The organism is Paenibacillus paludis (assembly GCF_042610515.1).
GTDB lineage: Bacteria > Bacillota > Bacilli > Paenibacillales > Paenibacillaceae > Paenibacillus_AQ.
In genome coordinates, this window is record NZ_JBGJZP010000029.1 from 1 (window position 1) to 26026 (window position 26026).

A 26026-nucleotide genomic window follows, 5' to 3' on the forward strand; every position below is an offset into this window, starting at 1 on the left:
GGTTCAATTTCCATCGCAAGCCAACCATCTCCACCGCTTCGTAGCGATGAAATCCTGCGAATGAGTGAGCATTCGTGAGAATCCCTCTTAATTACGAGGGAGGACTCAGGAGACGCTATGGAGAGTAAAACCCCTGTTTAATCTCTTTTGCGGACCCAGACGACCTTATCAACTCTATATTCTATCTAAAATCGGCCATCAGGGAGAAATAACTGCGCTGGAGTCCGATGTCCTACTGTAACAGGCTAAAAGCTCCAAATAAGTGCAACTCGGTCCGTTCATGCTCAGAGCCAGGAATAGACTTTCCGGAAGCACACACGCCAACGAAAGGAGTTTAATATGAAACAGGATTGGAAAGCGGTTCAAATCATCATAGTAATCTTAATAGTAACAGATGGATTTAAAAATTTTTATAATTTAACAAGTGAAACCCAATCAATCGGGTTCAACACTTCATTAACAACCTCTTTCTACTACTTCCCATCTATTCTGCTATCAGTGTGTTTAATCTTTTTTATTGCTTTATTTTTTATTACAAAAAGAAATAGGTTTTACAAATTGTTAAGTGGGTCTATTCTTTTATACGGCTTATATACAATTATTTTCACTCTGGTGACATTATCACCTTTATTCAGTGATTACTGGTACATTATGATCATGGGATTATTGTTGGGATTCATCGAATTTACTGTCGGCAAAAAAATGCTCAAAAACTGATTAGGAGTAGGGCAATGATGCACGAGAAGATGCTACGGCCCAAAAGATTATTTTTTTTATAAAACCATGTATCTTCGACATTCAAGGCTGATTTCACGAGTGCCCTGTAGCGGGAAGGCTAAGCTGACAACGAATGTGGAAGAGGCCTCCAACCACTTCGACTACCTTCTGTAGAACACAAAAAACCATATCCTGGGAGAATATGGTTTGCTATAATAAGGTTTGTACAACGGCATAAGGGCGGTCGGCTAATCTCCCGGAAGGGAGGTGATGCCTGTGGAGGTATACCAAGCACTGACGCTAATGATTTCATTTGCGACGCTGATTGTGTTGATCCTTTCATTCCACAAAAAGAAATAGACCGCCCCGACGAAGGATAACGGTCTATCTCTGGCCCATTCCGTAAGCCGCCGCTCTTAATGCGGATTGTACACGGGAGTCGTGTTGACGCACGGCTCCTTTTATATTCTTATCTTATCACACCAAAGAGTATACCTCAAACCCTGTTATAATAGCCCGTACCTATTTCTCCCGTACAGGCACTTCTAGGCATCTACCCACATACAATAAAAGGACCATGAACCCGTAGTTCTCATTGCTGATCGGTTTCATTGTACATGTGCGGGAGGTGTCGCCAAGTTGCCAGGAATCATAAGCACGATAGCGCTACTGATCAAAGAACTGACGCTGCTGGTATCGTACGTAAGAAACAATGCTTTTCCCCAGCCGCTCTCGGAGCAGGATGAAAGCAAATACTTAGGGATGATGGCTGAGGGCGACGCTAAGGCTCGTAACTTGCTAATCGAACACAATTTGCGCTTAGTTGCCCACATAGTAAAAAAATTCGATAACACCGGCGAGGATATGGAGGATCTGATTTCCATCGGCACGATCGGACTGATCAAAGCCATCGAAAGCTACCGGCCCAACAAGGGCACGAAGCTCGCGACCTTTGCTGCTCGTTGTATAGAAAACGAAATTTTGATGCATTTACGCTCGTTGAAGAAAACCCGCAAGGACGTGTCGTTACATGATCCTATTGGGACGGATAAAGAGGGCAATGAGATTACGCTGATTGATATCCTCGGTTCCGAAGCTGACGATGTTATTAAAGAGGTCGATCTTAAAATCGAAAAGAGCAAGATTTACCGCAACCTCGACATTTTGGACGAGAGGGAGAAGGAAGTCGTCGTCGGCCGCTTCGGCCTGGACACTGGCGGGGAAGAGCGGACGCAGCGGGAGATTGCGAAGGACTTGGGGATCTCGCGGAGTTATGTGTCACGGATTGAGAAGCGGGCGCTGATGAAGCTGTATCATGAGTTTTATAAGGCGAAGCGGTGAGGTCTGGATGATAATTTAAGTAATAAGTAGCGATTAACAATAGAACATTTTAAAAGCGACTTGCCAACAGGGAAGTTGCTTTTTTGTTAGTACGCCCAGCATGGGCGTCATCTCTAGGGTGAAAGTCCCGAACGGAGGCTGGCGAGCGCCTAACATTAGCCAAGGACAAGGTTGTCCATCGTGAGGTGGAATCTGAAGGAAGTCGGAAGAGGTACACGGAGGTTGGCTTGAGCATCGCCAAGAGCATCTTTATGGTCGTTGTCTTTCCAACGCCATTCAGTCCCAAAAATCCAAATATCTCTCCTCGGCTCACCTCCAGCGAAAGATTGTTCAATGCGATATAGTCGCCAAACTTCAACTCCTCCATAAAGAGAGAGCTTATTCAGGATTCTAAGTACGCCACTCCTGAACAAGCTCAATCAGAAATCTTTCAATAAATCTACTTTATGATGTCCTGGCAATCGCTTAAGCGGGGCGAGGCTGGCCCAAGCCCAATTGAGCAGAGCCAATTCAGCACTACCTCATGCAGCACGTTGATGTTGTCTACCTGACAGTGTTCTAATCCGCCAAGTCGTCTATCCTCTATCGGGTAGAACGTCTTGTTTTTCGAACCCGCTTGCTCGTAATTCTTCAAGGCTTGTGTCAGCGGATTTGGCTGAACCAATATCTCTTCCGCCCCGTGCATTACAAGAAGCGGACATTCTATCTGGTGGAGCACGCCCTCAAGATTATAGGCAAAACGCGGATTCCCCGCAAAATCCTCCAAGCTTTTTGCCCCCAGAATTCTCATGCCGTGTGCGGCCAGACTCGGCGGCATCCATTTAAGCATGGCATCCCAGTCGAAGGCGTGCGTACCGCCGTCGGAGATGACGGCAGCAATCCTGTGATCGAACGAAGCGAATCGCAGCGAGTCGTAAGCCGCAAAACTCTCCCCGTGCACGATAATCTTATCGGGATCAACTTCCGGCCGTGTTAGAAGAAAGTCGATTGCTCGGGAATGAAAAGCCTCACTGTCCGCCCGTCTCCCCTTTCCCTTTTCGTACAGCGAGAGGCCGGTGCCAGGCTGGTCATAGACCAGAAAGTTATATCCACACGAAATGAAGGCGGGACCTAGCCAGAAATAATTTTCAATTGACCACTCGTCGCCACCGTTAAGAGCAAAAAGGGTCGGCTTTGGACCTTTTATCCAGGAAGGGGAGAAGAAGTACCCCTCCAGCTTGACATCCTCGTAATCGACTTGGATCTTCTCCGGGCGGACATCGAAGTACTTTCCGGCAGCTTCGAAGAGTTCATTTACCTTCTTAAAGATACGGATTTTCTCGATGTCATCATCCATCACCGCATACTCTGCGATTCTGTAGTAATTGCAGGCGCGAATGTAGCAGTTTCGTGCTGTATACCAGTTTCCAGCCGTTTCGGCCTCCTTGCCGTGTCTTTCCAATGCCTGGGCGGTTATGAGCCATTCCCTGTGCCATGTATCCTTGTCATCGGGGTCGATTTTTTTGCAGGCCTCGTAGATCTCGGTGACGTCCGTAGCACCGAGGCTTGCCATACCCAAAGCTTTGGTGACTTGGTATGACATCATGTAGTTACTGGGCCAACGGCTGAACTCAATTGACATTGCAACATCCTCCTTTTCCAGTTCTAGTGATTGTAGTTTTTTTACTACAAGTATATTTTTACAACACAAAGATAAAGCTTCTTTAAAAGAAAAATAAATGTTTATAAAGAGAATATAAAAAACTATAAACCGCAAAAAATCAAAAAAAGGCTGCTGCCTGAGTGTGGTCACACCTGGCAGCAGCCTTTAACTTTGTTGTAAAAGAAGATGTGCAAAAATAAAGTCAGCGTTGTGCCGCCCGGGGAAGGCTGAATCTTATCCCCAAACCGCCATATTCGGAAGGGTAGGCAACAATTTCGCCCCCGTGATGTTCAATAATGGATTTACAGCTTGCAAGACCCAGCCCCAGCCCGCCCTTTTGGATTTGCCGCGATTTATCCACAGTGAAAAATTTGAGGAACAGAGAAGAAATATCCTTATCCGGCACTCCAATTCCATTATCTTCGATTTGGAAATAGGCATAATGTCCTAGCGGGTATCCGGTCATATACACTTTCAGCTTATTCTTCCCTCCATATCTTACAGCATTGCTAAAGAGGTTGCCGAAAACCCGACGGATCATCGGTTCATTGACCATTAGCAATATATTTTCCGTGAATGAATGGCGGCAATTAAGCTCGTTGTCAAGTCCCGCCAGCTCGTACTCATATTCAAGGGCAATTTTTTCAAATAATTTTAATGCTTTTACAGGTTTAGCTACCATGGATTCCAACTCCAGTTTTTCTTTGGTGAAGCTGGAGAAATCATTGATGAGTTCGACCATATATTCTGACTTCCTTTGAATCAATTCATAATATTCCTGCTTTTCAGTTTCTGGTAAGTCCTTGTGTGCAGCCAGCAGTTCGGTAAAACCGTTAATAGATGTCAGGGGTGTTTTCAAATCGTGGGCGATTGCGGCAATCATATCGGTTTGCTCTCTGTGGGCGAGTTGAAGCCTATGCTCCATCTTATTGAAGTGCTTATAAAGTTCTCCGATCTCGTCATTACTCCTCAAAGCTAGCGGAGGCATTGGATGTACAATATTTACTTCTTCCAGCCTGGTATTCAGAAGCTGAATGGGTTTCTCTATGCAAAAATGAATATAGATAATCAGAATAATAAATATGAAAAAGGCAATGGCAAATATGGGCAGGAGCAATGCTATATATCGCGAGTCCAGCAATGAACTGTGTATAGGGGAATATACTGCAAAGACAAGCTTCAGGTACATTCCAATTAAAAACATAAAAATTATAAGCATCAGCAGGAATAAGAGGGGAAGTTTTATTTTCAGTTTCATACTATTGCGCTCTTTCCGTATATTTATATCCTATGCCCCATATGGTTTTAATAAAGTCATATTCAGGACCAAGTTTCTTACGGATATTTTTAATATGGACCGTTACGGTATTTATTTCACCGTATTCGTCTCCCCAGACGTTTTCATATATCTGCTCACGAGTCAATACATGATTGGGGTGACGCATAAGAATAGACAAAATTTGAAATTCCTTCGTTGATAAGTCGAGCTTCCTGCTATGCAGGAATGCTTCAAACGTCTTATCGTTCAAAATGAGCGGAGCATCAGCCTTTTCGTTACTGGTACTAAGTTCATCCCACTCTTTAAACAGCCTGTCCACTTTTCTGAAGTGGGCCTTTATCCTGGAGGCAAGCTCCTGAATACTGAAAGGTTTGGTCATGTAATCGTCTGCTCCTATTTCGAGCCCGACGATTTTATCAATGTCCTTATCACGCGCACTTAAAAAAAGAATTGGAACATTATAAGATTTTCGGATACTTCTGCAGACATCATGTCCATCCATATCAGGCATCACTATATCAAGAACGATGAAATCAATGTGGTTTTCTTCCAACGCAGATAAGGCTTCTTTCCCGGAACATGCCGAAATTATTGCAAATTGCTCGTACCTTAAACTCTTTGTGATGAGTTTTACGATTTCTTCATCGTCGTCTACAACTAATATCGTTTTTGGCATCTTTATACCTCCCAACCTCTTTAAATGGACTGCATTTATAACACAAGAGCCGCATGACTCGAATTGACAAGTGGAAACGGCTTTGCCGTCCTTTTTAAGGACGGTACCGTTTCAGCGAGAAATAGAAGGATAAGTTATCGTGTGAAACATATAACGCTTATATTTCAAAAAAAGTCGCGCTCAAAGCGCCTCTCCAGTTCCGGATACGCTGGAATAAGAGCTTGAGCAACGCCTTGGGGAATTCTGGATTCAACAAGCTGGTATGCCCTTTATCTTTAAACAATTGATGATCAGAATTACGCAAACGGATCTGTATAAATAATAATTCCTTAATCTTGTTGATGCAATTCTCCACTTCGTAAACCTGTCTCTTTAAAGCCCCAATCAGCACAAAATCACTAGGGGAAATAAACTTTGTTAATGCTCTTAATGAAATATCTTCGCTATCTTTAATTTTATTGATAGTGGAATCAGCCGCAGCTACGTTTCAAGAATAGAGAAAAGGGCGCTGATGAAGCTGTATCATGAGTTTTATAAGGCGAAGCGGTGAAAAGATGGCAGCCTCAATCAAGAAGCTTACGAATTTGAAAGTCCATTTCTAATGAGCGGATGAACTTTTTATTTTATTGTTTTTATGAACATCCTCCGTACCGCTATCCAAGGCGGTCTTGTAATATAAACATTTATGTTCTATGACTTCCATCGTTTTTTTTAATTCTTCCATCTGTGCTTCTACGGAAGCTTTCCGCTCCAGGAACATGTCATATCTTTGCTGCAAGGTGGAATCCCCCTCAGAGCACCACTCAATAAAATGTTTAATTTCCTTAATCGGCATCCCGGATGACTTCAAGCATTCAATGACTTTTAAAGCGTCCATATCCGATTCCTTGAAAACGCGTTTCCCGCTGGAGGTCCTTTCTATAAAGGGCATAAGACCTTCCTTGTCATAGTAACGCAGGGTATGTGGTGTCATGTTAAAGTGTTCTGCAACTTCACTTATGGAGTATGTCTTCATCATGTATCTCCAGTCTCAATTGTATTTTTTGCTTGACTTAGAGTTAACTTTAAGTAATAACATATGTTTTGTAAAGCCGGTCTTACAGATTTTAATATTAACTAGAAGAGAGGTTACACTATGATAAAAGTTAATGCACGCGCTACATTCAGCCAGGAAGGTCCGTTCAAGCTAACCACCATTGAGCGCCGGAATCTTCAGCCGCACGATGTTCTTATTGAGATTAAGTACGCTGGGATCTGCCACTCGGACATTCATACAGCCCGCGGGGAGTGGGGGCCGGTCACTTATCCACTCGTTCCAGGGCATGAGATCGCCGGAATTGTTAGCCAGGTCGGTTCCGAAGTCACAAAGTATTCAGTAGGTGACCGGGTAGGGGTAGGATGCTTGGTTGACTCCTGCGGAGAGTGCAGCAATTGCCATAAAGGTGAGGAGCAATATTGCCTTAATGGAAGTACAGGCACCTATGGAGCTATCGACCGGTACGGGCACTATACCCAGGGCGGGTATTCCACTCACATTGTTGTAACAGAAGACTTCGTGGTCCGGATTCCTGACGCTATTCCGCTTGATGCTGCTGCACCACTTTTGTGTGCCGGAATCACAACCTATTCACCGCTGCGCCATTGGGGGGCCGCTCCAGGCAAAAAAGTAGCTGTGGTGGGTCTTGGAGGACTTGGACACATGGCTGTGAAGATCGCTCATGCCATGGGGGCTGAGGTTACTGTTTTATCACAGTCACTGAAAAAGAAGGAAGACGGTCTGCATTTAGGGGCGGACCATTATTATGCGACTAGCGATCCGGAGACATTTAAGCAGCTTGCCGGTTCGTTCGACCTGATCGTAAATACAGTAAGTGCGCAGATTAATATTGATGCCTATCTTTCGCTTCTGGCGCTGGATGGTACATTAGTCAATGTCGGTGCACCCGCTGATCCATTGGCAGTTAACGTATTCTCGCTGATCGGCCACCGCCGCTCGTTTGCCGGGTCAATGATTGGCGGAATCCGTGAAACGCAGGAAATGCTTAATTTCTGTGCTGAACACAATATTGCATCTGAGATCGAGGTTATTTCTGCCGACCGGATTGATGAAGCCTGGGAGCGTGTACTCGCTTCAGATGTCCGTTACCGGTTTGTAATCGATATCAGTACGATGGGGAATGAATAAGGATTGTCCTATTTTTGACATCGTATCGTGTCCATAATTCCAAAAAATTCACACTCTTATAGATATCCTTGGCTCCGAAGCTGATGATGTTATTAAAGAAGTCGATCTTAAAATCGAAAAGAGCAAAATCTACCGCAACCTCGGCATCTCGCGCAGCTACGTTTCAAGAATTAAAAAAAGGGCGTTGATGAAGCTGTATCATGAGTTTTATAAGGCGAAGCGGTGAGCTTGAAAATGATAACTTCAAAAAAGTATCCGGTAATAATATAGCGTAAGAAAGCGACTTGTCTGCGGATGAGTTGCTTTGTCTTTTTTGTAGGCTACTTCTGTGAAATAGGGATTAAAGGAAAAATGTTATTAGAAGGAGCTGAACCATGTGGAAATGTGGACGAAGTGCATTGTTGAGTTCCCGGATGGAGAGTAGGGACAAGGATTGTTCCGGTTAGTGGTGAAATAGGTCGAGCGGCATTCATCAGTGTATTTGGATGAATTACGATTGGCAGACGCACAGAACTTAAAATTCTGCGTTACGTGAGTAGCGTACGTGTTCGACCCCTGCCTCAGTATGCTTGATTTATAAGGTTTTTTTTCGAAAAACCTTGGTTTTTGAAACAGTGTAGGAGAGAACTTTTTATTGAGTTCTCTCCTGCAGTTCTTTCCTTTTTCCGGAGGAGAGAACGAGGATCGCATGACTCTCATGTAGTATTGAGGGCAGTGCGATCTTTTTAATTAAAAATATCAGAATACCGTTCATTGTTGATGCTGAAGATACATTCGAGCTGTATTCAAACGAGAATAAGTGTCAGCCGGTGTAGAATAGTTGCTGTGTCCCAGCCATTTCTGGATTTCTTTCATGCTGATTCCATTAGCAAGTAAAAGACTGGCACAGGCCGCTCATTACCATTTGCTCGCCTGGCAATGGCCAGTAAATTAGAGCATGAGATTAATCCCACCAACAAGGTATTCGACAGTGGGTTGGCAGAAGAGGTGAGAGGTCTGATTGTACATGTCTGGCTGAGTTTAAGGTAGATCTACAAAAAAAATACATAAGTTTACCAGTTGGAGAAATGAGAAATACATAACTGAGATGCAGTTTCTATCGCTTTTCCATTTAGATTGACTAGTGTTGATTCATCATAGGATATCTACTCAGATCGTTCTATGAGTTCTATGAGGCAAATTTCGAATGGCTCCAGGATGACTTGTATCGGGAGACAACCCGATGCGGTAACACACTTTTTGCTGAGTTTAGGTACGGATATGCTGCGCAGATAATTAATTTCTTCAACAGAATGCCCCGCGGCTGCACCAAAACTGTTCTCATTGTCAAATGCGCTTCCGAACTGCTGATTCACGATATGCTGCACAAAGTCATAGTTGCCATTAACCGGCGATAATTCAAAATTAAACTCCTTTCGTGATTTTATCGGGAAATGAGAGTACCGTTCGTGATAAGAGATACTTATAGAAACTCCTTGAGCGTAGACCTCATCATAATGATGATAATTATGCAGCAAAATCTGAAAGCCGGTTCGTGATTTGGTAATGAAATATCCATCGCCGCGCGCAATCAACTCATCCCCCAGTTTGTTAAGGAGGAAGAAAGCATGATAAGACGGTTTTTTAATATTGTTATAGGTGAAGAGGCCAAGCCCTCCGTGGAACAACTGCTGCGGAAGGAGATTTTCTTCATGCAGATCGGTTAACAGCCAATACCCAAAAGCATCCAGACGGTCATAGTTCTCGGTGAGATTCTTAATGATATAAGCCGATTTGAAGCAGGTATCACTCATCAGGTCTTTATGGGAGACTGTCGAATTCCACTCCGTGAGATATACCGGCAGTGAGTCGAACTTGGCTTCCTCAAGTCGCTGCTTCAGCCGGTCAATAAATTCAGTGAAGGAATGGCTCACTGGACTCAGATTCAACTGGTTATCTTGACCATTATAATCCCATAAATCGATATCGTAATAATGGATTGTAATGAAGTCCGGCGTGCAGCCCGCAGCTCTGGAGAAATCCAGAAACCGAAACAGCCAGTCTTCGTTCTTGTTATAGGTGGAGAAGGCAGCTGGCCCCCCGAAGGGAATGGAAGGATCAATATTCTTCACGGTTTCATAAGTATTAAGGTACAGCTTATTGAAGATGTCGTCATTGCTGAAGCCAAACAGTAAATTGGAGGAACTGGGTTCATTCCATACGCAAAACAGCCATGTCTTGACTTCTCCCAAGCCGTACCGCTGAATTAGATGCAGTGTCAGCGCCCGGATGAGTTGATTCCATTTATCTATGCTCTTCGGAGGACTGGTGTTGATTTGATTGTAAAAGACGGTTTTCTCCAGATTGCTGGCGAGCAGCTTTGGCATGAAGGAGAACTGCACCAGCGGCTTCAGGCGGATGGAGAGCAGGAAATCAAATACCATATCAATAAAATGAAAATTATAGATTGCTTTTCCCTCTGCGTCCTCACTATAAACCATCATGTCATCATCCAGCAGGCTGTGCATTTTTATATATTTGAAACCAATTTCCTCCTGTGCGATGCGCAGTGCCTGCTGCACATCGGCGAGCAGAACCTCCTTGGCCCGGCTTACTCCAATAAAGTTCTTGAAATGATGGTGAAGTGCCATCAGGCAGTTGGAAACTGGAACTTCAATCAAAGAAGTTCTACTGCTGCCCACCCGCTGAGGCAAATTGACGGGGGCAGATTCCAGATTGCTCTCTATGAAGGCTGAAATATCCTCATAATAAGAAAGCGGCTCATCCTGATAGTAATTCACGGATTTTTCTTTGGTAGCTTCTATGCTTCCCAAAATTTCGCCTGCATGCTTTTTCCTCCATACACTCGGAACTTCCCCGTATTTATCAGTGAAAGCCACGACGAATGATCGGACATTGGGAAAGCCGTTCTGTACCGCCACCTTGTCAATAGTCAGCGACTCATTCGTAAGATCATTTACTGCATGATGCAGGCGGATATCCTTCAGGTAGTCACTGAAGGATATACCCATGCTCGTTTTGAAGTATTTGGATAAATAGGGGACGGATAAATATTCTGCTTTGGCCACATTTTGCAAAGAGATTCGATCATTGTATTTGCTGTTGACATAATCCAGTATTCGGCTCAGCCTATCCAGATTCTCTTGGGAGTAGCTGAGACCTTCCTCCTTGTCACTGCTGAAATTGGAGCATAGTTCATAGATCAGCTCATACACCAGTGAAATATTTTTGAGATCGATATACTCGTTGGAGTTTATATTATATTTCAGAATTTGGGCAACGATCCGCTTAATATTTTTGAATCGCTCTGAGTCACCGGAACGGGCTGAGTTGCAGTCATAATACATTCTCTGAATATCCATAGTTGATTCTTTAAGCAATTCAAGTTTGATTTGTAATGCTATCATTGTCGCATTATCCGCATGCAGCTCATGAACTTCGTTAGAATTAATCAGAATAATATCTCCGGGTCCAAGCTCATAGGACAAGTTGCTGACAGTTATATGCACTTTTCCTTTGATATTGATAATAAGCTCCAACGATTGATGCCAGTGGCGGTTAACATGCCCGATGCGGTGAAGGAAGAATTTAATAGGCAGTTGTTTGGGGAAACTAATAACCTCGTGTCGGAATTCCATATTATCGCCTCTTTCTATAGGTGGTTATTTAATCTTCAATGGCAATATATTAGGCACTTATTTAATCTGAAAGCTCGAAATTTGCAATAGGAAGTACTTGGATTCTTATTATAGATTAAATTTATGCTCTAATCTAGTTAACATGGACAGTTAAGATTAGCTGTAGTACATGTTAGGATATATTCGTGGGGTAAGCGATATCATATGGCAAAAGGGATGTTGGATATGGATAAGCAAGTTTTTCTGGAGACCAAGCAGATAAGTAAAAAATTTAATGATGTAACCGCTGTTAATCAGGTCAGCATGAATGTAAAGCTTGGAGAAATTCGAGGTCTTATCGGAGAGAACGGTTCCGGTAAATCAACCATTTCGGCCATGATGAGCGGCCTGTTGTCCGTCACGAGCGGTGAAATGCGTATTGATGGCGCAACCTACCGTCCCAAGGACACACTCGATGCGAGGGAGCATAAGATTTCAATGATTGTGCAGGAGACGGGCACCATTCCCGAATTGTCAATTGCAGAGAATATGTTTCTTGGTGAGGAGCAGCGGTTTGTTAAGCGGGGATTCGTCGATTATAAACGAATGAATCAGGAAGCGGAGCGAGCGCTGGAACTGATTGAGCTGCGTGAGCTCGATGTAACCAGACCCATGTATACGCTAGGTTTTGAGCAGAGAAAGCTGATCGAAATCGCCAGAGCCCTGTACTATGATCCTACATTGTTCATTGTTGATGAGACAACTACCGCTTTGTCGCATGAAGGCAGAGTTCTGATCCACCAGATTATGCGCAGGCTTAGAGACCAGAATAAGGCCGTATTGTTTATTTCCCACGATCTTAGTGAGTTGATGGATGTTTGCGATGTGCTGACGGTCATGCGGGACGGCGAACTGATTACAAGCATTGAGAAGCAGGATTTTGATGAGAATCACATTAAGCAATCCATGGTAGGCAGGGTCATTGAAGGAAATTATTACCGGGTTGATTACGATGGTTCCTATGACGATCAGGTTATGATCCAGGTCAGGAATGTCAGCAGCTCCGTTTTGAAGGACATCCAGTTGGATCTGCACAAAGGTGAGATTCTGGGGATAGGCGGGCTGTCAGGCAGTGGAATGCATGAGTTGGGCAAGTTATTGTATGGGGGTCTAAAGCCAGTGAAGGGAGAGGTCCTGGTCTATGAGAATAAGGAGGACGGCACTCCTGCTATTCCCCGCAACCTGAAGAGTATTAAGGCGGCAATGGCCAGCGGGATCGGTTATGTATCCAAGGACAGAGATAAAGAAACTCTAATTATGGAAGCGTCGATCAAGGATAATCTGGTTTTGTCCGCGCTGGACCAGCTTTCACACTTTGGTTTGATTCTGCCCGGCGAAGAGAAACGGTTTGCCTTGAGACAGATTGAGGGGTTGAAGATTAAAGCCAGCAGTATGAATCAGAACGTAGGGGAATTGTCGGGAGGCAATAAACAGAAAGTGTCCTTCGGCAAATGGATCGGGAACCACTCGAAAATTCTGATTTTAGACAGTCCTACCCGAGGTGTGGATGTAGGTGTTAAAACCACTATGTACCAGTTGCTCTATACTTTGAAGAAAGAAGGGTATTCCATACTGATGATTTCAGAGGAATTACCGGAACTGATTGGTATGAGCGACCGGATTCTGATGATGAAGGACGGGAGAATATGCAAAGAGTTCTCCAGGGCGGAGAATCTCAGTGAGGCTATGCTAATTGAACACATGATTTAGAGTAAAGGCGGGAGCTTAATGGAACACGGCAATACAGCTACACAAGGAAGACTCGGCAGGGGAAGATTCCCGGGCACTCTCGGCTTTCTAAAAAAAAATAAAAATACATTAATTCAATATGCAGGTTTGGCGCTTGTCATCGTAGTCTTTGCCCTATTGACCGGTGGGGACTTGCTGTCAAGCTTTAACCTGCGGACGATTATCAAGCAGCTTGCTGTACTATTCACGATTTCAGTAGGAATGGTCTTTATCTTCTCCCATGGCGGCATGGATATATCAGTAGGGGCGGTTATGGCGCTGAGCTCCTTAACTGCGGTTTATACGCTGAATGCTGGAGCACCGCTTGCAGTTGGCATCCTAGCAGCCATTGTCGTATCCGTCATTTGTTATCTGCTTAATGTGTTTATCGCTATACAGTTTGGGCTGATGTCGGTGATTTCCTCCCTCTCGGTGATGTTTATTGCTAGAGGGCTGGTGACCTATAAGGTATCGACTGCGACCGAAAAACTTAGCGTTGTGGATACAGAACAGCTCAAGCTGCTCGGCAGAAACATTCCGTTTATTCTGATTTTTCTTATTCTAATAGGTCTGATAGGAATCGTACTGTTTCATTACACAAAGATTGGTAAATATAACCGGGCCATTGGCGACAATTCCCTGGCAGCTATGCAAAGCGGGGTACAGGTGAAAAAGGCTAAAATTACCGGCTATGCTCTGGCAGGTGTGCTGGTAGGCTTTGCTTCCATCTTATCTTTAGCTCGTTCAACGGTCATCAGCGAGAACACGGGAGCCGGAATGGAGATGGATGTCATTGTGGCCCTCATTCTGGGTGGTTTATCCCTGAACGGAGGCAGCAAAGCGAAAATGAGTTCGGCGATTGTAGGCAGCATTACTTACATTTTGCTCAATAACGGGTTGGTCATGGTGGGAGTAGCTCCTGAAATGGTCTCCTTGGTGAAAGGTGTTGTATTTTTGCTCGTGGTGTTCCTGCTGCTCAAGCGTCCTTCTTCTGAGGTTATGCCCCGGTAATTCTAAAAAATTCATGTAAAAGAGGGATAAGCAATGAAAAAAAGTAAAGTAACCCTTATTCTAAGCGTGCTTATGATGCTGGTTGGAATCGTTCTCACCGGCTGTGGTGACAAAGCCAATAATACAGGCGGCAAAGAGAAGGATCAGATTGACATTGGGGTCATGTTGTACAATTATACGGATATTCAAGGCCAGGAAATCAAATCTTACGGCTCCTATCTGGAAGAAAATTTCAATGTGAAGTTCAATTATGCAACCGTGGGTTCAAGCGAGGAGGACCATATTAAAGGTCTTGAGAATCTTCTTGCCTCAGGTGTGGATGGAGTCATAAGCGGTTATGATACCGCGCTTGAACAAAGTGTGAGCTTGGCGGAAGAAGCTGGTGTGTATTATTCGGTAGCGCTGGGGGATGTGGATGGAAGTATAGCCAGTGACTACTTTGTCGGAGGGATCAAGCAATTCGGCGACAACCCGGCGGACTTGGGTGCCTTGTATGCTGAGCAGGCTTACCGGGCAGGGGCCAGAAATATCGGAGTCACTTCATTTCCTGAGTTTGCTTTCTTGGACGCTCCGGCAATCATTTCGGGTCTGACTGAGAAAATGAAAGAATTGGACGTTGACCATCAAGTTACTATCTATCCAACGGAATACCATTCCTTCGCGCCAGAGAACGCAAGTGATGCAGTAACCAAAATCATCTCCGAGCATCCGAAAGTGGATACGATCTTTGGTCTGGGTTCAGGGATGGACTTTGTTTATCCGGCTATCCTGAACAGCTCTTCTCCCGGAATCCATCTGCTTGCGCTAGGCTATAACAACTCTACAAGTTCGGGTCTTGCGAGTGGCAATGTCTTGATGGCTGGAACAAACAATTACACGCAGATTGTAGCCAACGCCTTTGCGCAGCTGTACGACCGGATTCATGGAAAAGTGTATTCCGATTGGGAGCCTAATGGAAGAGTCAACTATGTAACGCTGAGCTCAGTAGAAGAAACTGATAATTTCAACAAATATGTGATTCCATCCGACAAGTCGAAAGGTTCGGTTACCGCTGATGAACTTAAGAAAGTAATGCTGAGCTTCAACGAATCCGCTACATGGGAATCGCTGCAGGCATTAACCAGCCGTACTTTGCCAGAAATTCAACAGGCCAGAAATGAATAGATCAGGGGATGGCCTTACGTGTCCCAATGTAACGGAGTGAGTGCATGAAGAATCTTTGGATTAAGAGAGTTTGGGGTTTGCTCAAAACATTTTTGTTCCCAGTATTAGTATATGTAATCTTTCTGCTAATTACCTTCATGATGGATCGGTCAGGTTATGCAACATCAGGGGCATTTGACCGAATCATTAGAAATAGCGTGCTATCCACGATTATAGCCTATGCCATCGCGTTGCCCTTGTCGGGAGCGCGATGGGACTTCGCACCAGGGATTATTATTATTCTCTCAGGCATAATTGGCAGTAATCTGGCGATCGATTTGGACGGGGGTCCAATGACACTTTTACTGCTGACAATGGGAATTGCGGTGGTTCTTAGTCTGCTGGAGGGTGTTCTTTACCTGGCAATCAGAGTTCCGACCATCATTGTTTCACTTGGTGTAGTGATGGTGTACGAAGCGTTGTCGGGCATCGTCTATGGCGGGACTGGGACACAACTGTACATGCATCCCCAACTAACTATTTTTGCCCGGTCTCCATGGATATATGTTGTGCTGCTGATTACTATGACGCTGTTCTATATTCTGCTGGGCAGGACGAAATTTGGTTATGATATGCGTTCACTTGCGGCTAGTCCCCGTCTGGCGGTCAATATGGGTGTTAAAGAGAAAAAGAATATTATTATTACTTATTTGATAGTGGGTGCATTGCTCGGCGTTGCCGCTGTTATCAATGCCTCCACGGTATTGGTGTCACCGGCTAACAATCTGAGCTCCACCTCGCTGATGTTCTCATCAATGGGGCCGGTATTGGTTGGACTTTATTTGGCGCGTTTCTCGAATATCCCCCTTGGGATTTTTGCCGGTGCGCTGGGAATGAATGCCCTATCCTATGGGATGGTCGTCATGGGGATTGACAGCTCTATACAGACCGTTAATCTTGGTGTGTTCATTGTGGCTTTCATGGGATATACCTCTAATCAGGAGAAGATACGCGAATTTTCCAAGAAAATCAGAATCGGTGCCAAAAACAAAAACATTAGGCGACAATCGCAATAAAGATAGGAGTGGGAGAAGTGGATATTAACCGTTTGAGAGAGAAGCCATTTAATCTGAATGAAGAAGACATGAAATGGGTACAAGTGACATTCGAGAAAATGACGATGCAGGAAAAGATCGGGCAGTTGTTTTTCATGGTTGGCTACAAACAGGATGAACCGTTCTTGAAGCATATTGCAGAAGAGATTGGCATCGGAGGTTTGATGTGCCGTTCTATGGCCAAGGAAGAAGTGGTTGCCACTGTATCAACCCTGCAGAAGTCGGCGCAGATTCCTCTGCTTATAGCCGCCAATCTGGAGGCGGGCGGACAGGGCATAACTAGTGACGGCACCAAAGTTGGTTCGAATATGGCAGTTGCCGCAACCGGAAACGATGAGTTGGCTTACGAATTAGGAAGAATATGCGCCATTGAAGGCGGTAGCGTAGGCGCCAACTATGCGTTTGCTCCCGTTGTCGACATTGACTTCAACTTCCGCAACCCCATCACCAATACAAGAACCTTCGGGAGCAGCACGGAGCGGGTTAAAACAATGGGGGCTGCTTATGTGAAGGGCTGCCAGGAGCAGGGCATGGCTGCTTCGATCAAGCATTTTCCTGGCGACGGTGTGGATGAGAGAGATCAACATCTTGTGACTTCTGTTAATTCCTTAACAACAGAAGAATGGGACCATACCTTCGGAAGTGTGTACCGGCATTTGATCGATGAAGGAGCCAAGACGGTCATGGTCGGGCATATTGTCCTTCCTGAATACTCCAAACTTTTGAATCCGTCTCTTCGCGATGAGGACATTCTGCCCGCATCACTGGCAAGCGAGCTGCTTGGTGGGCTGCTGCGGGAACGGCTTGGCTTCAATGGACTGATTATCACCGATGCGACAACGATGGCGGGGATGAACATTCCGATGCCGAGAAATGAGCTGGTGCCCCGGGCGATTGAAAACGGCTGCGATATGTTCCTGTTCACGAAAAACCTGGAAGAAGATGTGAAGTTTATGCGGGAAGGTCTGGCGGCAGGCATGCTCTCCACTAACAGATTAGATGAGGCTGTTCTCCGCATTCTGGGGCTCAAGGCATCACTCAAGTTGCATGAGCGGGAGAATGTACCGGTACTTGCCAAGGCTGAACAGGTGCTTAGGCATGATAGCCACCGGGAAACTGCCAGAGCCATCGCTGATCAATCAATCACATTAGTCAAAGAGGAAGAGGGAGTATTCCCAATTATACCGGAGCGTTTCCCTCGTGTGTTGCTTTACGGCATCGAGAGTGAGGCTAACGCGCTAGGTTACAACAAGACCAGTGGCCTGGCGGCTTCATTTATTCCACTGCTCGAGAACGAGGGATTCTCCGTAACCCTTTTTGAGCCAACGGGCGTCTACGAAGGATTGCAGGGCTCTTTTACAGAAATGATAAAAAGCTATGATATTATAGTCTATCTGTGTAATCTGGCAACCAAGTCCAATCAGACAGCTGTCCGGATTGAGTGGCTTAATCCGATGGGCATCAATGTTCCAAATTATATTAATTCCATTCCGACAGTGTTTATTTCTACAGAGAACCCATATCATCTACTTGATGTTCCGCGTGTCAAGACCTACATTAACACTTATGGAGTCAATGAGTATACATTGCCGCTGCTGATTGAGAAGCTGATGGGCGTATCGGAGTTTGCAGGCAAGAGCCCTGTTGATCCGTTTTGCGATAAATGGGATACAAAATTATAGAGAGGGGATTTACTGTGATTCATCAAAAGCTTCCGCTGCTGGATAACTCAGCAGCTACACTCACCACCTATATTCTGGATGATGGAGAATTCGACCGAAAAAACCTGGTGCGTCCAGCTGTTGTGATCTGCCCTGGCGGCGGTTATAACGTCATTTCCCAAAATGAAGGAGAACCTGTAGCGCTCGCATACAGCAGAATGGGTTACCACGCTTTTGTCTTGTCCTATTCTGTAAAAATTGATAATCCGTTTCCTACTGCGCTGCTAGAGTTGGCCCATGCGATGGCTCTCATTCGGGAACATGCGGATGAATGGCTTGTGGACAAAGACAATATTTCAGTGGTTGGCTTCTCTGCCGGCGGAAATCTTGCGCTTAGTCTGGGGATTTATCATAATCAGCCCCTACTTAATGAAGGTACGGGATTAAGCGCCTCCCAAATCAAGCCCAATCAAATACTGCTTGGCTATCCGGCGGTTACACTGGAACCTCGTTCCGAGAAAACTCCCGATTTCGTCATTGAACTGATGGAGAAAGGCTTGATGCCCGATATGAGAGGGCCAAGCATCCGTGAAATCCTTATGGGCAAAGAAAATTTGTCGGATGAAGAGAAAGATTCTTTAAATCTGCTGCATTATATCCATTCAGAGCTTCCCCGCACATTCATCTGGGGCACTTATCAAGATACGGTGATTCTACCGACGGATTTATTTGGCCTGGCTGAGGCATTATTCCGCAATGAGGTACCCTGTGAACTGCATATGTTCGAAAAAGGGCCGCATGGCATGTCGCTCGCCGATGAAACGGTCAAAGCGGCGGAGCAGTTACAGCACTTGCATCTCTCCGAGTGGTTTCAACTGAGTATGAAATGGCTGAAGCAAGGAGTGGGGGCGCAGTGAGTAATCTTCCCAAAGCGGTAATTTTTGATCTGGACGGGGTGATTACAGATACGGCGGAATTTCACTTCCTGGCCTGGAAACAGCTCGGCGAAGAGCTTGGAATTGAAGTTGACAGGGCATTGAATGAGCAACTGAAAGGAGTCAGTAGACTGCAGTCGCTAGAGCGGATCATTGCTTCTTCACCTAAGCAACCGGTACGGCCGATCGATGAACTGGAGCGGCTGGCGGCCAAGAAAAATACACATTATACATGGTTAATTCAGTCTATCTCGCCAAACGATATTTTGCCCGGCATCGACACATTGATTAAGGAGCTGCGGGCAGCGAACATTAAGCTGGCCGTTGGCTCGGCGAGCAAAAACGCTCCGTTCGTACTGGAGCGCCTGGAGTTGACCGGTGCTTTTGACTATATTGTTGACGCGAGCAACATCAGGCATGGCAAGCCGGATCCAGAAACCTTCACCGATGCAGCGGATTATCTGAAAGTTCCGTATAAGGCTTGCATTGGGATAGAGGATTCGGCTGCAGGCATTGAGGCTATTAAACGGGCAGGCATGTTCGCGGTAGGCATCGGATCAGCGGAATCTTTACATCAAGCTGACTATCTCGTCCGCGCTACGGATAATCTCAGGATGAGCACGATTTTGGAAGCATACAGTCAATGGAGCAACGGAACTTGCCCAGATTGAAACAAAGCTGAGCTATACAGAGGAGAATAACTGATCATTAGCGTGCACTGGCATATTACGGTGCGCGCTGTTTGTCATTACAAGCTATGCTGTTCTTACTGATATTTGAAGGCGAAGATGCATATAGCAACAATTAACATCATCTATGCATGACTGGAAAGATAACTACTTTGAGGAATGGCGTATTGGGGACGCAGTAATTTGTTTATGTCATTGTAAAAACCTCCCCGGAGTTTGCTTCGAACATATTGTCAATGGTAGGGAGCGGACTAGTTCTCTCATTTTTCTCTTCGAGTTCTCTCGCAGTTCTCTTCAAAGGCTAAATCTGCTCTTCTTTTTGCATTTCAAATGATATGAATCTCAGCCTGGATGTGCTGCATGTGCTGCGGGACAATACCGGTATTCCAGTGTTGTTTGTACCCGGAAATCATGATTATTGGAGTGAAACAAATAAAATAACCAATACCTGGGAGATATACAAGGCCTAACAGACATTTGATGGCTGCCTATCTGAGCGCCCTTTTTATGCTAAATGACGATTGGGTGATAATTGGAAATTCTGGATGGTATGACTACACCATGGGAGAAGCTTTCCACCATCATCATAAGCCTCGTTCTAGTCAGGTTGTTCATCAAAGTATTTCCACTTGATTAGCTTATCATTTCGGGCTTTCGTTACTCATCCAGCTGTCTACATAAAATTCACCGTTATAGAACTCATGCTCTGTAATTTCTTTGAGCTTATTCTTGGCTTCTTCAACAGTATCATATTCGCCAATGACCGCGATGAAATTACCGGTGGCTGTTTTTATAAAGGAGATATCCTCATCTGGATATAGCTCTTCGAGAATACCCATTTCCTCTCCTAACAACATTTCTCCCGTACGAATAGAGAAAACCTCATGAGGCGGCGCCGATTCGCCGTTTGGAGTCAGCTTCAGTTCAAGATATCCAGGATCTTTAAATTCAGATATGGAATGCTTTACACCATCTTTCAGTTCAACGACGAAACGCATTGCCGAGTCATCCAAAATGATATTGCGATAAACATCCTTCACTAGGGGAAGAGTATGCAAATCTTTCTCAATCGTTTCATAATCAAATTGACGGGTACCATTGAACGTAAAGATTAGACGGTTAGGTGCACCTTTCTGTTCAACTGTATAGGAAGGTACATTGGCAACAGGCTCGTTCCCAGAACTAAAATGAATTTTAAGTGTATTCTCTGCCGCTTCCGTTCCCACTCTGGCGCCGTCTGTCCGCTCGCCACCTCCGCCAAATTGCAGAACCTGAACAATCTTCCCAACTACAGGTATTTTAGACATCGCGTGTGATACACTTGGGATGTTAACGGTGAATAGGAGCATAATACAGGCCGCAATTAATGAAGCGAAGCGCATTGTTCTAAGGGATCTCTTACGAGCGGATGCGCTTTTTTGAGCATTATAAATGACGCTGGCAAGCTGTTCAGGAATTTTGATATTCTCGTAACGATCTTTTCCCATCATACGTTATCAACCTCTCCCTCAATCAAATAATGTTTTAATTTTTTTATAATACGGTAAAATTTAGATTTGACTGTATTTTCCGATAGAGAAAGCACTTGCGCCATTTCCCTAAAGGGAAGATTCACAAAGAATTTCAAAATAATATAAGTTCTCTCTTCTGGTACGAGCCGGTCCAGTGCATCATACAAATCCATTCTTTCTTCCAGCGTCGCTCCCCGTTCAGTAGCCGCAAGCTCTTTTCCATGATCCTCGATATAGACCGTCCGCTTGTTGCGGCGTACATGATCAATAGCTGTATTAATCACAATACGTGACATCCAGGTATCAAAATAGGTCACGGACTGCATTTTGCCATAAGCGAGGTACCCTTTGTAAGTAGCCTCAGATACGATGTCCAGCGCTTCTTGCTCATTTTTTACATAACAGTAAGCGAGGCGGTATAGCTTATCCCGAATTACTCCGAGCTTTTCGCTGTACTGCTCTTCTTTTAATTTTATGTTGTTAAATCTCATTACTCTTCGTAAACCCCCTTCTAAACATAAGTATTAGAGTCACTGCACGTATACCAGGCCTGGTACTTGATCAAGCACGTTGATCTTTCATAGCTAATGGTTAGACTGATGAAGGGAGGAAATAGTTTTACGATGTTAAAAACTATTGGAAGATCTGGATAAGGAATTGACCGGACTAGGCCTATGGTTTGTACGCTATGCCGACGACTGCAATATCTTTGTGGCGAGTAAGCGAGCAGGCGAACGGGTCATGTTATAAGGGTTTTCAAAACAATTTCAGGAAAAACTCAAACAGCGCACCGGTTTAAGTATCGGCACGCGCTGTTTGCATATTTAAGAAAAGAACGAAAGATTTGAAGAGGGAGGATAATTCAATGGTGCTCTGAAGAATATTTTAATTGGGCTTGTAGGATGAAAAGATGGAAACCAAGAATACTAAATAAAAGCTTGTCACTTTAGAGATCGAACAGCTATATTAAAAGGATCCATGTGGAAAGGGATAGGTTGAACAATGAACACCATGTTTTTGATCGGGGAAATATCAAAGCTCTTTCAAATCGATATCCGGACGCTGCGTTATTATGATGAAATTGATCTGCTTGTACCAGCGTTTGTGGATGAAGTGACGGGATACCGGTATTATTCGCTTGGCCAGTTCGAACGCTTGAACACGATTCTCTACCTGAAAGCGCTAAATATTCCGTTGAAGGAAATTAGGCAGTTTCTGGACGACAGGGATATTGAGCATATATTAATTTTATTAAAGGAGCAGCAGCGCAGAACGGAAGAAAAGATTCTTGAGTTCAAACAGATTCAACAGAGAATTACTAACCGGATCCAGCAGATTGAAGATGCGGCCAAAGGGGAGGAGTACTTTAAGGTCCGGGAAGTGCAGCTTCCAGCCCGACTTATCATTATGTTGAAACAGAAGATTCATAAGAATGATAGTCTGGAGATGCCAATTCGTCTTTTAGAAAATCAGAGCAAGATGAAATCGAGCATTTTTCTCGGACAAGTCGGACTAACGATATCAGTTAATAGTCTGCAGCAAAGTAAATTCGATGAGTATAATTCCCTCTTTTTGTTCATAGAACCGGATAAGTCTGCGGGGAATGAAGTGAAATTTCTCCCTGAGCAAAAATATCTAACGATGCGGTTTATAGGCACGCATACGGATTCAACCCCCTATTACCAAAAATTACTGGCTTACGTTAATGAGAAGGGATACGCTTTGGCAGATGACGCACTCGAAATTACATACATTGATTACGGACTTACGCAGGATGCCTCCAGATTCGTTACCGAGATTCAGTTGCCGATAAAAAAACATTGACCCTCCAGTAGATGGAGGGTTTATGCTATTTGCAATAGAATCGTAGGAGAGAGCGACAATGATTGGAACAATTGTTAATGTAGCAACTATTATTGCAGGCAGCGTGACCGGAAGTTTGTTTAAGAAAAGTTTGAATGAGTCCTACCAGGATATTCTTATGCAGGCAATGGGTCTGGCAGCTGCTGCTCTTGGTATCCACTCGGCAGTCACGTATATGTCGGACAGCCAGTATCCCGTTTTATTTATTGTGAGCCTGGCTCTGGGTGGTGTCATCGGTCAGATGCTTAATTTGGAACAGCAATTCAAACATCTGATTAGCAAAATTTCAAAGGGGAATCTGTCGGAAGGATTATCAACAGCAATATTGCTGTTTTGTTTTGGAACAATGTCTATCCTGGGACCCATAGAGAGTGCACTGCACGGGAACCACACCTATTTATTCACCAACGCAATTCTCGATGGAGTCACTTCAATTGTATTAGCATCTACGTTTGGTATCGGAATCATCTTGTCTGCAGTGGTGCTTTTTTGCTTGCAAGGTTCTCTGTACTTATTGGCAAATGTGTTGTCCGGTTTCATTACACCTGAACTGCTGACTGAAATATCGATTGTTGGCGGAGTGCTGATATTCTGCTCGGGCTTAAACATTCTTGGCATCGGAAAGTTTAAGACAATGAATCTGATTCCGGCGTTACTGATCCCAGTTATATTTATTACGGTCACACAAGCAATGGGGATGTAGAAGCCGGCAAGATAAACCTCTGAATTTATTTAGGATCTTTGCACTGTCGTGAGCGCTTGATTGCCAAAAAGCCGATCCCTTATTGGGCTCGGTTTTTCGGCATGTTCTCATATCTAGAAACAGAAAAATCATGTAAATGTCCCTGAAAAAAATTAAAAACCCCTCTTTTATTATTAATTCCTTATAGTATATTTTCTTGTATAACTAATTGGATATCAGCAGCAATCTTATCCTGTAGCTATGATGCCTTACAATGTGTATTATTAATGGAACATTAATGAAGGAAGGGCCCTGTATGGAACAAACCCGAAAGCGCTGGAGAAGAAGAATATTTACAAGATTAAAAAATATGAAATTACAAAATAAGTTAATGCTCGGTTATGTATTGGTATGTGTTATTCCTCTATTATCTGTAAGCGCATTCATATTTCAGCAATCCGCGAAAGGGTTAGAGGACTCTTCTCAGGAATTTGCCTCCTTGTATACTTCCCAAATCAAGACTACCTTGAACGAATTTCTTAAAGAATATGAGGAGGTTACGAAATCAGTACTCGTAGATAACGACATCATATACGGTCTCGGCGAAACACAAAATTTGCCTTTTGACGAATTAGTTAATCAAAGACTTGCTGTGCAGCGGCTGCTGATGCGGGTCTCATTGCTCAAATCGGAAATGAGTACGGTGATGCTGGTTAGCAGGGATAACAGCGTGTATCAGTACAGCAGTTCAACAAACAAAGTGAATGAGAACATGCTGTTGTCCCAGGAGTGGTACAGAGGGCTTCGCGATTCCAATGAAACCTTCTTCATTACCGGACTGCATGACCGTTCCTACTATGAGGATAAAGGGGAGGGAGCGGTTGTAACAGCGGGAAGAGTGCTATTCAGTTCAGATGGTGCATATGCAGGAATGCTGCTTATTGATTTAGATCCCTTTACATTGCTGCAGCTTGATCATGAGTTTATTTTGGCCCGGGACAAGTATGGAATAAGTGTAGTTATTACTAATCTTAAGCAACAAATAGTTTACCATTCTGATGCTGCCAGCGGAAAGTTATCCTGGAAGCAAGTTCTGGACTCAGGCGCTAGCTATATCAAGAATAACGAAATCAAAAATCATATTGTGTTATTGGGAAAGACATCTCAAGGGGAGTTGTTAATTAGGACTGACATCCCCCGCTCAAGGCTTCTGCAAAAAATTAATCAAATTAAAGTTATGACTGTCGTTGTCATTCTGATGAGCTGTCTGGTTATAACGCTGTTCTCATTTGGTTTAAGCTATACGATTACAAAGCCTATAAAGGCGCTCCGGAGAAGTATGAAGCAGGCTGAAGTAGGCCAGTATCTGGCTATAGAGAAAGAGCAGGCTAATGATGAAATCGGAAGCCTGGTGCACAGTTACAACAAAATGATCACAACAATCCGCACTTTAATAGAGGATGTGTATATCGGAGAAATCAAACAGCGGCAGGCAAAATTCATCGCTCTCCAAAATCAAATCAACCCTCATATGCTCTACAATACGTTAGAGTCCATTCGTATGAAGGCACTGGTGAAGGATGATGACGAGACTGCAGACATGATTAAAATTCTGGCGCGCATGTTCCGGCTAGCCTTAGCCAAAGAAGGTAAACAGCATTCAGTTAAGCATGAACTGGAATACACAGCTAATTATCTGCAGCTCCAGAATATCCGTTTTGATCATATGTTTAAGCTTGAGATTGAGATACCTGATGAAATGCTGGAGTGCAGCATAATCCCTCTAGTCTTTCAGCCAATCGTTGAAAACAGCATAAATCATGGATTTGAGGACTACGGCCGTATTATGGACATCAGGATTGAGGGTAGTTGGACGGAACAGGGAGAAATGTTATTTCGGATTATGGATAACGGAGTTGGTATGAGCCCGGACAAACAATCTGAGCTGCGTGCTCTTCTAGACGGAGCGGATTCACATAAATACAAATTTGAAAGCATTGGTGAGCAGGCTGGAAAAGGATTGGGACTGCAAAATATTGCGGAACGCATTAAGCTTCATTACGGCGACCGGTATTATTTAACCATTATACCCGGAGCTGTGGAAGGAACGAAAATTGAAATATTGATCCCAAAAGTTTGATATATCGGCAGCATGCTCAAGAAAGCAGGAG

General features: G+C 44.2%; 21 protein-coding genes and 2 pseudogenes. 15 read left to right on the forward strand and 8 right to left on the reverse strand.

The genetic code is table 11. The features are described from left to right. Positions 1–987: 987 nt before the first annotated feature. A complete protein-coding gene (locus tag ACAN56_RS32515; protein ID WP_353953971.1) occupies positions 988–1077 on the forward strand; it encodes a putative holin-like toxin in 90 nt (29 codons plus the stop codon). 279 nt (positions 1078–1356) lie between these two features. Continuing rightward, positions 1357–2058, forward strand: a complete 702-nt coding sequence (gene sigK / locus ACAN56_RS32520; RefSeq protein ID WP_038587424.1) for an RNA polymerase sporulation sigma factor SigK — start codon at positions 1357–1359, stop codon at positions 2056–2058. A gap of 49 nt (positions 2059–2107) precedes the next feature. Here sigK and ACAN56_RS32525 read toward each other — a convergent pair whose 3' ends face one another. The 4 genes from ACAN56_RS32525 to ACAN56_RS32540 all read right to left on the reverse strand — a co-directional run bounded on the left by ACAN56_RS32525 (position 2108) and on the right by ACAN56_RS32540 (position 5655). Continuing rightward, positions 2108–2425, reverse strand: a complete 318-nt coding sequence (locus tag ACAN56_RS32525) for an ATP-binding cassette domain-containing protein (RefSeq protein ID WP_379147939.1) — start codon at positions 2423–2425, stop codon at positions 2108–2110. 72 nt (positions 2426–2497) lie between these two features. Further along, positions 2498–3679, reverse strand: a complete 1182-nt coding sequence (locus tag ACAN56_RS32530; protein ID WP_379147941.1) for an alpha/beta hydrolase family protein — start codon at positions 3677–3679, stop codon at positions 2498–2500. A 223-nt stretch (positions 3680–3902) separates the two neighbouring features. After that, the gene (locus tag ACAN56_RS32535; RefSeq protein WP_379147943.1) at positions 3903–4958 is read right to left on the reverse strand and encodes a HAMP domain-containing sensor histidine kinase; all 1056 of its coding nucleotides are present in this window, start codon (positions 4956–4958) and stop codon (positions 3903–3905) included. Between the two features lies 1 nt (position 4959). After that, positions 4960–5655 (reverse strand): response regulator transcription factor, encoded by a 696-nt coding sequence (locus tag ACAN56_RS32540; protein ID WP_379147945.1) that lies wholly within the window; start codon positions 5653–5655, stop codon positions 4960–4962. A gap of 466 nt (positions 5656–6121) precedes the next feature. On the opposite strand from ACAN56_RS32540, the pseudogene ACAN56_RS32545 reads away from it, so the two are divergent. Beyond that, positions 6122–6205 (forward strand): annotated as a pseudogene (locus ACAN56_RS32545) (sigma factor-like helix-turn-helix DNA-binding protein); the annotation flags it as partial. A gap of 48 nt (positions 6206–6253) precedes the next feature. Here ACAN56_RS32545 and ACAN56_RS32550 read toward each other — a convergent pair. Then, a complete protein-coding gene (locus ACAN56_RS32550; RefSeq protein WP_038587526.1) occupies positions 6254–6670 on the reverse strand; it encodes a MerR family transcriptional regulator in 417 nt (138 codons plus the stop codon). A gap of 120 nt (positions 6671–6790) precedes the next feature. On the opposite strand from ACAN56_RS32550, the gene ACAN56_RS32555 reads away from it, so the two are divergent. Both ACAN56_RS32555 and ACAN56_RS32560 read left to right on the forward strand, forming a co-directional pair. Further along, the gene (locus ACAN56_RS32555; protein ID WP_379147947.1) at positions 6791–7840 is read left to right on the forward strand and encodes an NAD(P)-dependent alcohol dehydrogenase; all 1050 of its coding nucleotides are present in this window, start codon (positions 6791–6793) and stop codon (positions 7838–7840) included. A 52-nt stretch (positions 7841–7892) separates the two neighbouring features. Further along, positions 7893–8066: pseudogene (locus ACAN56_RS32560) on the forward strand (sigma factor-like helix-turn-helix DNA-binding protein); the annotation flags it as partial. 919 nt (positions 8067–8985) lie between these two features. On the opposite strand, the gene ACAN56_RS32565 reads toward ACAN56_RS32560, so the two are convergent. Beyond that, complete coding sequence (locus tag ACAN56_RS32565) at positions 8986–11478, reverse strand: GH39 family glycosyl hydrolase (protein WP_379147949.1); 2493 nt, start codon at positions 11476–11478, stop codon at positions 8986–8988. Positions 11479–11703: 225 nt separating this feature from the next. Between ACAN56_RS32565 and ACAN56_RS32570 the strand changes: the two genes are divergently transcribed. From ACAN56_RS32570 to pgmB, 7 genes are all read left to right on the forward strand, one after another. Next, positions 11704–13227, forward strand: coding sequence for a sugar ABC transporter ATP-binding protein (locus ACAN56_RS32570; RefSeq protein ID WP_379147951.1), 1524 nt, complete (start codon positions 11704–11706; stop codon positions 13225–13227). Between the two features lie 18 nt (positions 13228–13245). Further along, the gene (locus tag ACAN56_RS32575; RefSeq protein ID WP_038587535.1) at positions 13246–14256 is read left to right on the forward strand and encodes an ABC transporter permease; all 1011 of its coding nucleotides are present in this window, start codon (positions 13246–13248) and stop codon (positions 14254–14256) included. A 33-nt stretch (positions 14257–14289) separates the two neighbouring features. Continuing rightward, positions 14290–15420 (forward strand): sugar ABC transporter substrate-binding protein, encoded by a 1131-nt coding sequence (locus ACAN56_RS32580; RefSeq protein WP_379147954.1) that lies wholly within the window; start codon positions 14290–14292, stop codon positions 15418–15420. A gap of 77 nt (positions 15421–15497) precedes the next feature. Further along, positions 15498–16475: an ABC transporter permease gene (locus ACAN56_RS32585; RefSeq protein WP_379147956.1), complete on the forward strand. Its 978-nt coding sequence runs from the start codon at positions 15498–15500 to the stop codon at positions 16473–16475. Positions 16476–16492: 17 nt separating this feature from the next. Continuing rightward, positions 16493–18196: a glycoside hydrolase family 3 protein gene (locus ACAN56_RS32590; protein ID WP_379147958.1), complete on the forward strand. Its 1704-nt coding sequence runs from the start codon at positions 16493–16495 to the stop codon at positions 18194–18196. A gap of 14 nt (positions 18197–18210) precedes the next feature. Further along, on the forward strand, positions 18211–19092 hold the full coding sequence (locus ACAN56_RS32595; RefSeq protein WP_052091890.1) for an alpha/beta hydrolase: 882 nt from the start codon (positions 18211–18213) through the stop codon (positions 19090–19092). Next, entirely contained in the window at positions 19089–19781 is a 693-nt protein-coding gene (gene pgmB, locus ACAN56_RS32600) for a beta-phosphoglucomutase (RefSeq protein WP_379147960.1), read from the forward strand. The genes ACAN56_RS32595 and pgmB overlap by 4 nt, the downstream gene beginning before the upstream one ends. Before the next feature lie 659 nt (positions 19782–20440). Here pgmB and ACAN56_RS32605 read toward each other — a convergent pair. Further along, entirely contained in the window at positions 20441–21289 is an 849-nt protein-coding gene (locus tag ACAN56_RS32605) for a hypothetical protein (RefSeq protein WP_038587549.1), read from the reverse strand. After that, positions 21286–21801, reverse strand: coding sequence for a sigma-70 family RNA polymerase sigma factor (locus ACAN56_RS32610; RefSeq protein WP_038587553.1), 516 nt, complete (start codon positions 21799–21801; stop codon positions 21286–21288). Before ACAN56_RS32610 ends, ACAN56_RS32605 begins: the two co-directional genes overlap by 4 nt. 511 nt (positions 21802–22312) lie before the next feature. Between ACAN56_RS32610 and ACAN56_RS32615 the strand changes: the two genes are divergently transcribed. The 3 genes from ACAN56_RS32615 to ACAN56_RS32625 all read left to right on the forward strand — a co-directional run bounded on the left by ACAN56_RS32615 (position 22313) and on the right by ACAN56_RS32625 (position 25995). Next, a complete protein-coding gene (locus tag ACAN56_RS32615) occupies positions 22313–23134 on the forward strand; it encodes a MerR family transcriptional regulator (RefSeq protein ID WP_379147963.1) in 822 nt (273 codons plus the stop codon). Between the two features lie 58 nt (positions 23135–23192). Further along, positions 23193–23876 (forward strand): DUF554 domain-containing protein, encoded by a 684-nt coding sequence (locus ACAN56_RS32620; protein ID WP_379147965.1) that lies wholly within the window; start codon positions 23193–23195, stop codon positions 23874–23876. A gap of 478 nt (positions 23877–24354) precedes the next feature. Further along, complete coding sequence (locus tag ACAN56_RS32625) at positions 24355–25995, forward strand: sensor histidine kinase (protein ID WP_331281753.1); 1641 nt, start codon at positions 24355–24357, stop codon at positions 25993–25995. Positions 25996–26026: the final 31 nt, after the last annotated feature.

Excerpts from the sequence above, each read along its gene's own strand:
- ACAN56_RS32515 (WP_353953971.1), top strand. The coding sequence starts at position 988 with ATGCCTGTGGAGGTATACCAAGCACTGACGCTAATGATTTCATTTGCG.
- ACAN56_RS32525 (WP_379147939.1), bottom strand. The coding sequence starts at position 2,425 with ATGGAGGAGTTGAAGTTTGGCGACTATATCGCATTGAACAATCTTTCG.
- ACAN56_RS32530 (WP_379147941.1), bottom strand. The coding sequence starts at position 3,679 with ATGTCAATTGAGTTCAGCCGTTGGCCCAGTAACTACATGATGTCATAC.
- ACAN56_RS32535 (WP_379147943.1), bottom strand. The coding sequence starts at position 4,958 with ATGAAACTGAAAATAAAACTTCCCCTCTTATTCCTGCTGATGCTTATA.
- ACAN56_RS32540 (WP_379147945.1), bottom strand. The coding sequence starts at position 5,655 with ATGCCAAAAACGATATTAGTTGTAGACGACGATGAAGAAATCGTAAAA.
- ACAN56_RS32550 (WP_038587526.1), bottom strand. The coding sequence starts at position 6,670 with ATGAAGACATACTCCATAAGTGAAGTTGCAGAACACTTTAACATGACA.
- ACAN56_RS32555 (WP_379147947.1), top strand. The coding sequence starts at position 6,791 with ATGATAAAAGTTAATGCACGCGCTACATTCAGCCAGGAAGGTCCGTTC.
- ACAN56_RS32565 (WP_379147949.1), bottom strand. The coding sequence starts at position 11,478 with ATGGAATTCCGACACGAGGTTATTAGTTTCCCCAAACAACTGCCTATT.
- ACAN56_RS32570 (WP_379147951.1), top strand. The coding sequence starts at position 11,704 with ATGGATAAGCAAGTTTTTCTGGAGACCAAGCAGATAAGTAAAAAATTT.
- ACAN56_RS32575 (WP_038587535.1), top strand. The coding sequence starts at position 13,246 with ATGGAACACGGCAATACAGCTACACAAGGAAGACTCGGCAGGGGAAGA.
- ACAN56_RS32580 (WP_379147954.1), top strand. The coding sequence starts at position 14,290 with ATGAAAAAAAGTAAAGTAACCCTTATTCTAAGCGTGCTTATGATGCTG.
- ACAN56_RS32605 (WP_038587549.1), bottom strand. The coding sequence starts at position 21,289 with ATGATGGGAAAAGATCGTTACGAGAATATCAAAATTCCTGAACAGCTT.
- ACAN56_RS32610 (WP_038587553.1), bottom strand. The coding sequence starts at position 21,801 with ATGAGATTTAACAACATAAAATTAAAAGAAGAGCAGTACAGCGAAAAG.
- ACAN56_RS32615 (WP_379147963.1), top strand. The coding sequence starts at position 22,313 with ATGAACACCATGTTTTTGATCGGGGAAATATCAAAGCTCTTTCAAATC.
- ACAN56_RS32620 (WP_379147965.1), top strand. The coding sequence starts at position 23,193 with ATGATTGGAACAATTGTTAATGTAGCAACTATTATTGCAGGCAGCGTG.